Source organism: Nocardia sp. NPDC005366, assembly GCF_040606855.1.
Taxonomy (GTDB): domain Bacteria; phylum Actinomycetota; class Actinomycetes; order Mycobacteriales; family Mycobacteriaceae; genus Nocardia.
On sequence record NZ_JBEXFQ010000010.1, the window covers coordinates 112,408 to 125,069 of the forward strand.

Consider the following 12,662-nt stretch of genomic DNA (forward strand, 5'->3'; position numbering starts at 1 on the left):
TGATCGCGCGAGCGTAAGTGCTGTAGCGCGTAGGTAGAATTCGTGCCAACGAAGGGGTAACAGGTGAAGGATCTGGTCGACACTACGGAGATGTACCTCCGTACCATCTACGACCTCGAAGAGGAGGGCGTGGTGCCCCTGCGCGCCCGCATAGCCGAACGCCTCGAACAGAGTGGTCCGACGGTGAGCCAGACTGTCGCGCGAATGGAGCGCGACGGTTTGCTGCTGGTCGCCGGTGACCGTCACCTGGAGTTGACCGACAAGGGCCGCGGCATGGCTGTCGCGGTGATGCGTAAACACCGCTTGGCGGAACGACTGCTCGTCGACATCATCGGGCTGGATTGGCAGAACGTGCACGCCGAGGCCTGCCGCTGGGAACACGTCATGAGCGAGGACGTCGAGCGGCGCCTCGTCGAGGTGCTCAACCACCCCACCACCTCCCCCTACGGCAACCCCATCCCGGGCTTGGACGAACTCGGAATCGCCGCCTCCTCCGACTCTCAAGAGCGCCTGATGCGCCTGTCCGAGCTGCCGCAAGGCCCCGTGCACGCCGTGGTCGTACGCAGGCTCGCCGAACATATCCAGACCGACCCCGAGGTCATCGGTCGGCTGCGCGAGGCGGGCGTGGTGCCGGACGCGCGCGTCACGGTCGAGAACAGGCCTGGTTCGGTGGTCATCACCGTGCCGGGTCACAATGGGTTCGAATTGTCCGACGAAATGGCTCATGCCATCCAGGTGAAGCTGGTCTGAGAGTGAAACTTCTGGTCACGGGTGGTGCCGGCTACGTCGGTGGTGTCTGCGCGCAGGTCCTGCTGGAAGACGGTCACGAGGTCGTCGTCGTCGACGATCTGAGCACCGGTAACGCCGATGGCGTTCCCGTAGGCGCGCGATTGGTCGTCGGCGATATCGCCGATGCCGCGCCCGCACTGCTACGGGCTGAAACCTTCGATGGCGTCCTACATTTCGCGGCGCAGTCGCTGGTCGGCGAATCCGTGCAGCAACCGGAGAAGTACTGGCACGGCAACGTGGTGAAGACGCTGGAACTGCTGGAGGCGATGAGGCACGCGGGCACGCCCCGGCTCGTGTTCTCCTCCACCGCCGCCGTCTACGGCGAACCCGAACAGGTGCCCATCACCGAGGACGCGCCGCCGCGACCCACCAACCCGTACGGCGCGTCGAAACTCGCCATCGACCACGCCATCACCTCCTATGCGGTCGCGCACGGTCTCGCCGCGACCAGCCTGCGCTACTTCAACGTCGCGGGCGCCTATGGCGGCCTCGGCGAGAACCGAGTCGTGGAAACCCATCTCATCCCGCTGGTACTCCAGGTCGCCCTCGGTCACCGCAAGGCCATCTCGGTCTTCGGCACCGACTGGCCGACCGAGGACGGAACCGCGGTCCGCGACTACATCCACATCCGCGACCTCGCCCAGGCCCACCTGCTGGCACTGGCGACCGCCGAGCCCGGCCTGCATCGGATCTACAACCTCGGCAGCGGCACCGGGTTCTCGGTGCGCGAGGTGATCTCGGCGTGCGAACGGGTCACCGGCCTGCCCATCACCGCCCAGGACGCACCGCGCCGCCCCGGCGACCCGGCCGTGCTCATCGCCTCTAGCGCCCGCGCCGTCGCGGAACTGGGTTGGAAACCCGTGCACAACGACCTCGACGAGATCGTCGCTGACGCGTGGACCTTCCTACAGTCCCTCGGCTCCCGCGCGCACAGCGCGCGCTAGTTCAGCGGTGCGCCAGCCTGCCGAATACGACACTCGCACCGGCGAAGCCGAGCGCCCCGAGCACCAGGCACCACGCGACCGCTGGGATGACGTCACCTCCTGTCCCCGACGCGTCGAGCAGGCTGCGCACGGTGTCGATGACGGGGGTGGCGGGTTGATAGTCGGCGAAGCCGCGTAACCAGCCCGGCATCGTGGCGGTCTGGACGAAAGCACTGCTGATATACGGAATGAACATGATGGCGTAGGTCAGCCCGCCCGCCGCCTCCGGATTCTTGGCAACCAGCCCGAGCGCGACGGCGATCCACGAGATCGCCGTCACGAACAGCGTGATCACCGCGACCGCCGCCAGCCATTCCCACGGGGCCGCGCGCGGCCGGTAGCCGAGCGCGACCGCGACGCCCACCGCGATCGCGATGGCCGCCAGATTGCGCAGCACACCTTCGGCCACATGTCCGGCCAGCACCGCCTGGCGGAACATGGGCAGCGTGCGGAACCGGTCGACACTGCCCCGAGTCATATCGGCCGACACCGCGGTGGCGGTGATCGAGGATCCGAAACCGGTGCACAGCAACATGATTCCCGGCACCACATAGTCGAGATACGGTCCGCCCACGTCGATGGCGCCGCCGAAGACGTAGGTGAACAGCAGCATGACGAGGACCGGCATCAGCAAGGAGATGATCAGGGTGTCGCGGCTGCGCAGGGTGTGGCGGGCGCAGCGGCGCAGCATGACACAGGTGTCGGCGACGATATGGGCGGTCACCGGGCTCGCCCCTCGACGATGTCGGCGGTGTGGGCGCAGGCGCCCTCGGTGATGAGCGTCGTCGCGAACGCGGCGGCGGCGGCCTTGCGTTCGGGTGTCAGCAGTGACGCCACGGCGTGCGCGAGCCGAGGGGGGTTCAGTCGCGTGAACGGCAGATGCGCACCGACCCCGAGACGTTCGACCTGCCCGCCCCACATCGGCTGTTCGAACGATACCGAGCACACGAGCGTCGGCAATCCGGCCCGCAGACTCTCGAACAGCGTCCCGATCCCTCCGTGATGGACCGCGGCGGCGCATCGGGGGAAAACCACGTCGTGGGCGAACGGGCCGACCACCTTGACGTCGCGGCCCGCCTGCGCGTCGGCCAAGTCCAGATCACTCCAGCCCGCGCTCACCAGCGCCCGCACACCGAGCCGCGCCGACACCTCGCGAACCATCGCCAGCACCGCGGCGGTATCCCGGATCGGCATACTGCCGAATCCGAAGAACACCGGCGGTGCGCCTTCGTCGATCCAGGACAGGATGGTTCGGTGGTCGCCCGACAGATCGCCGACCGCTTCGCGCGCCGCGTGGTCGAGGGTCATGAATCCGGTGAACGGCCTGCGCGCACCCCACAGTTCGGGCAGGCCGGGCACCAGCGCCGGATCGTAGATCTGTACTTCGGGAACGTCGGCGCGGGCCAGCACCGCGGCGGTGCCGGCCCGTGACTTCGGCAGTCCCAACGTCGCGCGCAGGGCGTTGAGATACCGCATGAACACGATCCGGCGCACATTCTCGGCGAGCAGCCAGGTGGCTCGATTGACCGGCGCGGGCGGATTCCACTGCGGCGGCAGCGAACCGGGAAACGGGTACGCCGCGTTGTCACGGCACGGGAAGTAATGCAGACTCGCCAGCGGAATATCCAGCGCTTCGGCGACCGAACTCGCTCTGTCCTCGGTGACCGTCGTGGCGACGATCAGATCGGCTCCCGCGCAGACATCGATGACCTCGCGATTCATCTGCTCGGCGTATCCGGCCATCTGTCGCGCGACCAAATGCATCAGTCGCAGTGTGTTCCCCGCCGCGAGGGCCCGCTGTCCCTCGTCGGAGCTGTAGAGCTGCTGGATATCCGGTCCGCAGGCGCGCACCGCCAAACCCGTCGCGGCGACGAAATCGACCAGATTGGGCGGGGCGCCCAACAGTACGTCATGTCCGCGGCGCCGCAGCTCGAGCCCCAATGCCACAACCGGTTGCACGTCACCCCTGGTTCCGGTGAGCGGAATCGAAATTCTCACGGCGCCTTTCTCGATCCTGTCGTTCGCCACGGCACTGTCGCGCGACACTGCTGCCTGCGCCGAGGTCATGGCGTCGATCCCTGGCGCAATGCGCCCTCGCCGGACATCGGGTGTCAGTACAGTGCCTCATTGTGCACATAGCGATGTTCATGGACTACCACCCGGACACACTCGGTGGAGTCCAGACCGCCGTCGCCTCGCTGTGCCGCGGACTCGAACACGCCGGCCACCGTGTCACTCTCGTCGTCGCGCCGATGCCCGGCGCGCAGGATGGAGCACGGCAGGATCGGGCGCAGCGGGAAATCGTCGAGTTGTATCCCTTCGGCGGTATCGCGGTGAACGGTTTCGCGATGGTTGTCCCCACCGCGCGTAACGCCGCACTGATCGACGCGGTATTCGCCGCGCGCGGGCCGGTCGATCTGGTGCACACCCACACCACCTACGGCGTCGCCATCGCCGGGATGAAAGCGGCACGGCGACACCGGCTCCCGTTGGTGCACACCGCGCAGAGCCGAGACGACGCGTTCATCGAGCACACCTCCCCCGCGCCGTACGCCGCGGCGCTCGCGCTGCGCGCCCTGCACGGCCGATTCGTCCCGCACAACCATCACATGCCCCATCGCGCCGAAAGCCGGGCCGCGCGCCACGCGTGGTGGACCGTCGCGGGGCAGGCCCAAGCGGCGGACCGGGTGATCGCGCCGACCCGACATTTCGCGGACGCGTTGCTCGCGCACGGCCTGACGAAGCCGCTGCGAGTGGTGTCCAATGGCGTCGATGACGCACTCCTCGACGGTCCGCGCGCCACCGCACCTCCCACCCGGCAGGCGAACGACCCGCTGCGGCTGGTCTGGTGCGGCAGGCTCTCCCCGGAGAAGCGTCTGCTCGAAGCCATCGATGCCGTCCGGCGCGTCGAACGGTGCACCCTGGATATCTACGGTGCGGGCGGTCTGCGTGCCGACGCCGCCGCCGCGATCGCCGAATACGGGCTGGCGGACCGGATCACCCTGCACGGCAGCATCACCCAGGCCGAGTGGATCGCGGCCGCGAGCGCTGCCGACGCACTGCTGTTCACCTCGTGCGGTTTCGACACCCAGGGGATGGTGCTGTTGGAGGCGGTGGCAGTCGGTTTGCCGATCGTCTACTGCGATCCCGATCTCGCCGAATCGGTGCCGCAGGGTGGCGGCCGGCGCGCCGCGGATCCGTCGGCCGCCGCGATAGCGGAAATCCTCGCCGAGCTGGCATCCGATCCCGTGGCACTCGCGCGAATGCGCGAAGCGCTCAGCGGTCGCGACGAATCCGTGCGGCAGTCGCACCAGATCGGCGGCGTGCTCGCGGTCTACCGCGACGCCGTGGCGACGTCGGCCGCCCCGCCGCAACAGGTCATGCCGCGCACCTTGGCGGAGGTTCCGACCGCGCCGGGACCGCTGCCGCTGGTCGGCCACAGTCTGCGAGCGTTGCGCGACGCCCCGGTATTCGTGACATCGCTGTCCGAACTCGGCCCGATCGTGCGCATCTATTTCGGGAGCAAGACCGGATATCTGCTCACCACCCCGGATCTGGTCCGCGAGATCGGCCTCGGCGACGCGGAATTCAACCGCGACGATCTGCGCGAGGCGATCGAGGACGTCGCGGGCGGTTCGGTGAATGTGCTGCGCGGCGAGGAGCACAAACTGCGCAGGCGGATGATCGCGCCCGCGTTGCGCCAGAGTCGCCTCGCCGAGTACACCGCATCGGCGGCCGAGATCGCCGCAGTGTGGTCGGCGGGACTGCCCGCGGGCGTGCGGGTGAATCTGATGGACGAAGCCCACGGACTCATCCTCGACACGGTCTCCTCGACGCTGTTCACGGCCGATTTCAGCGACGAAGCCCGTCGCGCGATTCGCGACAATGTGCCGTGGCTGCTCAGTCAGGTCATCCTGCGCACGGCGCTGCCGCCGCAACTGCGCAGGCTGCGCGTGGTCGCCAATCTGCGCTGGCGAAGAAAGGCGCGCCACCTCCGCGGCGTCATCGGCGGCGTCATCGCCGAATACCGCCGTCGCGACGAGGATTTCAACGATGTGGTCTCCGCGCTGATTCGGCACACCGACGCCGAGACCGGCGCGAAACTGTCTGATGAGCACATCATCGACGAGGCGATTCTGATGCTCGCGGGCGGCGTCGGCTCCATGGCGTCGCTGGCGGGCTGGCTGTGGCACGAAGTCATGCTGCGACCCGCCATCGCCGAGCGACTCTATGCCGAACTCGACGCGGTCGTCGGATCCGGCCCGGTCCGCCCGGGGCATCTGCCCGCGCTGCCCTACCTCAAACAGGTGGTGGCGGAAACGCTTCGGTTCTGGGGCCCGTGGATCAGCGCGGGTAACGCGCACGGCGATGTCACCGTCGGCGGGCTCACCATCCCGAACGGCACGGCGGTCATGTTCAGCCCCTACATGATTCAGCACGATCGGCGCTACTTCCCCGCCCCCGAGACCTTCGATCCGGATCGCTGGTCGCCGGAACGAGCGGGCGAGATCGACAAGAAGGCCAGTCTTTCCTTCGGTGTGGGCCGTCGCCGCTGCCTCGGCGACCATTTCGCGACGCTCGAGATCGCCCTCGCCTCCGCGGCGCTGCTCGCCCGCTGGCGTCCGACGCCCGATCCCGGCTATGTGGTGCGCGCGTCCAACCGCGACTTCGTGCTGTCGCCGTCGGCTCTGCCGGTCACTCTGCATCCGCGTTAGCCGTCCCCGTACACCGCGCCGCGCCGATCGAGCCACGACGACATACGCCCGCACCATGCGGTCAACGCACCGTTGGGCCGAGTTCGATGCCGAGACGGGACGCGGTCGCGTACCCACTGCGTGCCAAGCGACGCAGGGATTCGGGACGCATACCGGCCCGCAACGACGTTTCCAGCAGCAGCGCCATCGGGTGGAACGGGTCGGCCAGCAGCGCCGCGTCCAGGGCGATGCCGGCGAACGGCCCGTCGCCGCGGATATAGGCGCTGTAGCCGAGGAGAGCGGCGGCTTCGGCGCGATCGGGACCGGACAGAGCGCGCACCAGGGTGAGCCAGAGACTTTCCGCCGCACCGGCGTGGTCGCCGACGGCGAGGGCGAACATCGTGTCACGTACCGCGCGATCCCGCAGCGCCGCAACGAGTTCCGCGATCTCGACGGCCGTGGGAACAGCGCCGGACTCGACGTCGGCGATCTGCCACAGCACATACTCGAGCGCGTTGCGGCGATAGCCGTCGAGATCTCCGTGGTCGACGGCCCCGGTGAAGCGCTCGCGTGCCGTGGCGAGCGCGCCGGGCAGGAGCGCGGCGACCTCGGCGCCGAGCTCTTCGTCGGCCGCGACGAGTGCGGTGAGTTCGGAGCGCGACCCGTGGATCGGCCGCCCGTCGAGTACGTGAGCCAGCGTCACCTCCGAGGCCGCCGGATCCGGGACCCGGCCATGGTGATCCCGATCGAACAGGCTCCACCAGCGCCGATCCGCCTCGATCGCCCGCACCGCCCAGGCCCCGCCGATGTCGATCCCGCGCCGGGTCAGCCGCTTGTCGATGGCGGTGATCAACGTGGCGATCTCGGCGTCGGACGGTGTGCCCATGCCGTCCCGCGCTGGTTCGGCCAGCCGATCGTCGACGACGACCGCCAGCACCTCCCGCGCCTGCTCCACCGCGCAGATCTGCGCGATACAGGCCGTGACCATCGCGGCCTTCCCGCGCCGCCCGTCGTCCGGATCGAGATCGAATCGCGCCACCGCCTCGATCATGGGACTCGCCGCGTCCGACACCCCCGACCGCAGCACCGCGACCACCAGCGATCGCTGCGGGGCGAAACCAACCAGCGCGGGTATCGCCGCGATCAGCCCTCCCGGATCGTCGACGCGCAACGACCGCGCGTGGTCGCTGTCCCGATACCGCGGCGTGGATTCACCGCAGACGCCCGACGAACGAATCTCCGTGCTCGCACTGTCGTCGAAAGCGTCTTCGGCATTCGGTATTCGGCTGATCCGCGCCCCGGAGGTCGGGGCGTGGACGGCCGGCCGCGCGGTGGGCCGCCCCGCCACCTGCCTGGCGACATCGCGGCAGGCGCGCGGCGATGTCACGGGGACGAGGTGGGGCGGCGCGGCGGAGTCGGCGGCGGGATCGTGGGGTTCTGTCGATGTGGTCACGGGCCGAGCCTGCACCGTCGCCCTCGGGGAGACCGCGCGTCGACCTGGGCTTTCACATCTCTGGGGATAACACCCCGGCTGGGGATAACTCCGGTGATTCGCCCTCTACCTCGGCGTTCGGTGTCGGCGGTACGCGCCGGTCGACCCGCCGCGCAGGCCTTGTTGCGGTGGATCGCCGCCTGTCACCCGGCGCTAGGCCGCGCGCACCTTCTCCACGGCGCTGGAGAATATTTCCTCCAGCGCCGCCGCATCGGGTTCCGCATCGCTGAATGTCATGTACGTCACGGTGATTCGCACATCCTCTACCTGCGCGGTGCGGGTCTGCATGGACTGCGTCAGTCCCGCGCGACCGGTGTCGGGTAGCACGGTGCGCCGCAGGGCCAGCGCGTCGTCGGCGTCGACACGCGGCCGATCCTGGAGTTCGGTCCGCACCGTTGTCGTCGTTCCCGACCCTGTCACCCGCATCTCCCCACAGCGCGCCAGTTGTTCGCGCAGCGCGGACAGCGGCTGTGTGGTGCGAGTCAACTCCACCGTCAAGGTGGCGCGGTTCTCGTTGTCGGTGCCGACCGTGACCGCCGTCTCATCCGGCCCGAAACCCTGCTGCGGCGGGGCGCACTCTCGAGGCCGCACCGTGGCGCCACGCGGGACTCCCGTCAGATCACCCGCCGCCTGCGCCGCCGCCTCCGGCGGTAGCACCACCGCGGGATATCGCGCGGGGAACTGCGACGGGTCGGGCAGCAGCGTCCCGAGTCCCGCGCTGACATATCTCGTGACCGCGGTCTGCTTCACGGCGACGGGCTGTCCGGGTACTTGCGAGCCACAGCCGGTCAGTAGCGAGGCGAGGACCGCGATCACGCCGGATACGGCGAGGGTGACCCCCTTGGTCGAAACCGGCCCTGTCACACGCCACACTGTGCCAAACTCGCCGAGGTCGTCCACGATGCCACGCCGACGTCGGTCCCCGAGGCTTGCGTGGTGCGAATTGCACAGCGCGGGAATGCTGACGACTATCCCGCTGTTGGCTGGGTATATGGGTCGGTGTAGCACCGTGCGCGGTGCTTGTCACCGCCATGGGGGACAATGGAGAAGGTTTCCCCCGCGCGCGGCGCACATCGGGTGCCGGGGCACTGAGGTCCCGGACCGCATCCGGCTCGCAGGTGCGGACCGCGCAGGAAGGAGTACGCGATGGACTACGAGTCGCGAATGTACGAACTGGAGTTTCCCGCTCCGCAGCTGTCATCCGCCGATGGCGCGGGTCCGGTCCTTGTGCACGGACTGGAAGGTTTCACCGACGCCGGTCACGCGGTCCGGTTGGCCACCACGCACCTGCGCGAAAGCCTCGAAAGCGAACTGGTCGCCTCGTTCGCCGTGGACGAGTTGCTCGACTACCGCTCGCGGCGCCCACTCATGACATTCAAGACCGATCACTTCTCCGACTACGCCGAGCCGGAGCTCAATCTCTGGGCGCTCCGCGATACCGCGGGAACCCCGTTCCTGCTGCTCGCCGGGATCGAACCGGACCTGCGCTGGGAGAAATTCACCACGGCGGTGCGATTGCTGGCCGAACAGCTCGGCGTACGCCGCAGCATCGGACTCAGCGCGATCCCGATGGCCATCCCGCATACCCGTCCGCTCGGCGTCACCGCGCATTCGTCGGATCGTGATCTGATCGCCGACCACCAGCGTTGGCCGGGCGAGCTGCAGGTGCCGGGCAGCGCGTCGTCGTTGCTGGAGTACCGCATGGCCCAGCACGGGCACGAATCGGTCGGGTTCTCGGTGCATGTGCCGCACTACCTGGCGCAGACCGCCTATCCCGAGGCCGCGCAAACACTGCTCGAAAATGTCGCCGACAACGCCGGATTGGAGATTCCGCTGGCCGCGTTGGGGGAATCCGCCGCCCGGGTACGCGAGCAGGTGAACGAGCACATCGCGGGCAACTCCGAGGTCGAAACCGTTGTCCACGCGCTGGAACGCCAGTACGACAGCTTCGTCACCGCCCAGGAGCAGCAGTCCAGCCTGCTGGCCAGCGACGGCGAACTGCCGAGCGGTGACGAACTCGGCGCCGAGTTCGAGCGTTTCCTCGCCGAACAGGGCGGCTGGGACGGCGATGCGGCCCAGCAGGGCTGATCGCGCGACGAACAGGTAACTCCCAGCTCGGATCACCATCGGCGAGCACGTAGGGTGGTCGGAGTGGATCTGACCGAACTGCTCGAGATACCGGGGACCGACGCCGACGCACTGTACGAAACCTTCGGCGCGTGGGCCGCCGAACGGGGCACCCCCCTATATCCCGCGCAGGACGAGGCGCTGCTCGAGCTCGCGTCCGGATCCAATGTCATTCTGGCGACCCCGACCGGGTCCGGAAAATCACTCGTCGCCGTGGGGGCCCACCTGTTCGCCCTCACCCGTGGGCAGCGCACCTACTACACCGCCCCGATCAAAGCCCTGGTCAGCGAGAAATTCTTCGCCCTGTGCGAGGTATTCGGCGCGGACCGGGTGGGGATGGTGACCGGTGACGCCGCGGTCAACGCGGACGCCCCCATCATCTGCGCCACCGCCGAGATCCTGGCGAATATGGCGCTGCGCGAGGGCTCGGCCGCCGATGTCGGCCAGGTCGTGATGGACGAATTCCACTTCTACGCCGATCCGGATCGCGGTTGGGCCTGGCAGGTTCCGCTGTTGGAGCTGCCGCGCGCGCAATTCCTGTTGATGTCGGCCACATTGGGCGAGGTCGACTTCTTCGCCTCCGACCTCGAGCGGCGCACCGGCAATCCGACGGCGATCGTCGCGGGTACCGAACGTCCTGTGCCACTGAGCTATTCCTACGCGCGCACGCCCATCACCGAAACGCTGGAGGAACTGGTCACCACCCACCAGGCTCCCGTCTACGTCGTGCATTTCACCCAGGCCGCCGCACTGGAGAGGGCGCAGGCGCTGACCAGCGTCAACTTCGCCAGCCGCGCCGAGAAGGACGCCATCGCCGCGGCCATCGGCGAATTCCGCTTCGCGGCGGGTTTCGGCAAAACCCTGTCCCGGCTGATCCGCCACGGCATCGGCGTACACCACGCGGGGATGCTGCCCAAATACCGGCGGCTGGTGGAGCGGCTGGCCCAGGAGGGGCTGCTGAAGGTGGTCTGCGGCACCGATACCCTCGGCGTCGGCATCAACGTGCCGATCCGCACGGTGCTGCTCACCGGACTCACCAAATACGACGGCGTGCGCACCCGCAGGCTCAAGGCCCGCGAATTCCACCAGATCGCCGGACGCGCGGGCCGGGCGGGCTTCGACACCATGGGCACCGTGGTGGTGCAGGCGCCAGAACACGAGGTGGAGAACACCCGCCTGCTCGCCAAGGCGGGCGACGATCCGAAGAAACAGCGCAAGGTGCAGCGCCGCAAACCGCCCGAGGGTTTCGTCTCCTGGAGCGAGGAGACCTTCGACCGTCTCGTCACCGCCCAGCCCGAGCCGATGGTGTCCAGATTCTCGGTGACCAACGCGCTGCTGCTCAACGTGATCGCCCGTCCCGGAAACTGTTTCGACGCGATGCGCCATCTGCTCGAGGACAATCACGAACCGCGACCGGCCCAGCGCCGGCATATCCTGCGCGCTATCCGTCTCTATCGGGCCCTGCGCGATGCCGGTGTGGTGCAACAACTTCCGGAACCGGACGCACAGGGCAGACGGGCGCGGCTCACGGTGGACCTACAGCGCGATTTCGCTCTCGACCAGCCGCTGTCACCCTTCGCCCTCGCGGCTTTCGATCTGCTCGACAAAGAGGCGACGGGCTATACCCTCGATGTGGTGTCGCTCATCGAATCCACCCTGGAGGATCCGCGCCAGTTGCTGATGGCCCAGCAGCACAAGGCGCGCGGCGCGGCGATCCAGGAGATGAAGGCCGACGGCATCGAATACGACGAGCGGATGGAACTGCTCGAAGAGGTCACCTGGCCCAAGCCGCTGGCCGAACTGATCGAACCCGCCTTCGAGACCTACCGCGGCGGACATCCGTGGGTGTCGGAATTCGCGCCGTCACCGAAATCGGTGGTGCGCGACATGATCGAACGCTCGATGACCTTCGCCGAGTTGATCTCGTTCTACGAATTGGCACGCTCGGAGGGCATCGTCCTGCGCTACCTGGCCGACGCCTACCGCGCGCTGCGCCGGACCGTCCCCGAATCGGCGCGCACCGAGGAGTTGGAGGACATCACCGAATGGCTCGGTGAGCTCATCCGGCAGGTGGATTCGAGTCTGCTCGACGAATGGGAGCAACTCACCAATCCCGGTGCGGAGACCGACACCGATCAGGTGGCCTTCGGCGCGGAGACCATTCGCCCGATCACCGCCAACGAGCGCGCCTTCCGGGTGATGGTCCGCAATGCCATGTTCCGCCGCGTCGAACTGGCTGCCCTGCGGCACTGGGACGCTCTCGACGATCTCGGTGCGGGCCCCGACTGGGAGGCCGCGCTGGCGCCCTATTTCGCCGAATACGAACGTATCGGCATCGGCCCCGACGCGCGCGGACCACAGCTGTTCCAGATCGAACGAAGACCCGGTTTCTGGCAGGTGCGCCAGGTACTCGACGACCCGGCGGGCGATCACGGGTGGTCGGTCGACGCCACCGTCGATCTGACCGAATCCGACGCGGCGGGCGAGGTCGTCTTCGACGAGATCACCGTCACCGCGGGCTGAGACCAGCCGACCCGTCGATTCCCGCCATCCTCGCTGGTCAGCAGCGTTCTGCCG

The 12,662-nt window shown here is 68.2% G+C and carries 9 protein-coding genes; 5 read left to right on the top strand and 4 right to left on the bottom strand.

The features are described 5' to 3' along the window. The first annotated feature begins 63 nt into the window (after window positions 1-63). Together ABZS43_RS14275 and galE are read left to right on the top strand one after the other, a co-directional pair. On the top strand, window positions 64-750 hold the full coding sequence (locus ABZS43_RS14275) for a metal-dependent transcriptional regulator (protein ID WP_355036296.1): 687 nt from the start codon (window positions 64-66) through the stop codon (window positions 748-750). Window positions 751-752: 2 nt separating this feature from the next. Next, the gene (gene galE / locus ABZS43_RS14280) at window positions 753-1,733 is read left to right on the top strand and encodes a UDP-glucose 4-epimerase GalE (protein WP_355036297.1); all 981 of its coding nucleotides are present in this window, start codon (window positions 753-755) and stop codon (window positions 1,731-1,733) included. Window position 1,734: 1 nt separating this feature from the next. On the opposite strand, the gene ABZS43_RS14285 is transcribed toward galE, so the two are convergent. Together ABZS43_RS14285 and ABZS43_RS14290 are read right to left on the bottom strand one after the other, a co-directional pair. Then, complete coding sequence (locus ABZS43_RS14285) at window positions 1,735-2,496, bottom strand: ABC transporter permease (RefSeq protein ID WP_355036298.1); 762 nt, start codon at window positions 2,494-2,496, stop codon at window positions 1,735-1,737. Continuing rightward, window positions 2,493-3,770 carry a glycosyltransferase gene (locus ABZS43_RS14290; RefSeq protein ID WP_355036299.1) on the bottom strand — a complete coding sequence of 426 codons (1,278 nt, stop codon included), beginning with the start codon at window positions 3,768-3,770 and terminating at the stop codon, window positions 2,493-2,495. Before ABZS43_RS14290 ends, ABZS43_RS14285 begins: the two co-directional genes overlap by 4 nt. A 149-nt stretch (window positions 3,771-3,919) precedes the next feature. Here ABZS43_RS14290 and ABZS43_RS14295 point away from each other — a divergent pair, with 149 nt between their 5' ends. Then, complete coding sequence (locus ABZS43_RS14295) at window positions 3,920-6,487, top strand: cytochrome P450 (RefSeq protein ID WP_355036300.1); 2,568 nt, start codon at window positions 3,920-3,922, stop codon at window positions 6,485-6,487. Window positions 6,488-6,548: 61 nt separating this feature from the next. Here ABZS43_RS14295 and ABZS43_RS14300 read toward each other — a convergent pair whose 3' ends face one another. Both ABZS43_RS14300 and ABZS43_RS14305 read right to left on the bottom strand, forming a co-directional pair. Then, complete coding sequence (locus tag ABZS43_RS14300; protein ID WP_355036301.1) at window positions 6,549-7,919, bottom strand: DUF4192 domain-containing protein; 1,371 nt, start codon at window positions 7,917-7,919, stop codon at window positions 6,549-6,551. Window positions 7,920-8,111: 192 nt separating this feature from the next. Further along, window positions 8,112-8,822 (bottom strand): sensor domain-containing protein, encoded by a 711-nt coding sequence (locus tag ABZS43_RS14305; RefSeq protein ID WP_355036302.1) that lies wholly within the window; start codon window positions 8,820-8,822, stop codon window positions 8,112-8,114. Window positions 8,823-9,104: 282 nt separating this feature from the next. Here ABZS43_RS14305 and ABZS43_RS14310 point away from each other — a divergent pair, with 282 nt between their 5' ends. Further along, window positions 9,105-10,046, top strand: coding sequence for a PAC2 family protein (locus tag ABZS43_RS14310; RefSeq protein ID WP_355036303.1), 942 nt, complete (start codon window positions 9,105-9,107; stop codon window positions 10,044-10,046). A gap of 63 nt (window positions 10,047-10,109) precedes the next feature. Next, window positions 10,110-12,608 carry a DUF3516 domain-containing protein gene (locus ABZS43_RS14315; RefSeq protein ID WP_355036304.1) on the top strand — a complete coding sequence of 833 codons (2,499 nt, stop codon included), beginning with the start codon at window positions 10,110-10,112 and terminating at the stop codon, window positions 12,606-12,608. Window positions 12,609-12,662 lie beyond the last annotated feature (54 nt).

Coding starts and splice junctions, on each gene's coding strand:
- ABZS43_RS14295 (WP_355036300.1), top strand. CDS start 3,920: ATGGACTACCACCCGGACACACTCGGTGGAGTCCAGACCGCCGTCGCC.
- ABZS43_RS14310 (WP_355036303.1), top strand. CDS start 9,105: ATGGACTACGAGTCGCGAATGTACGAACTGGAGTTTCCCGCTCCGCAG.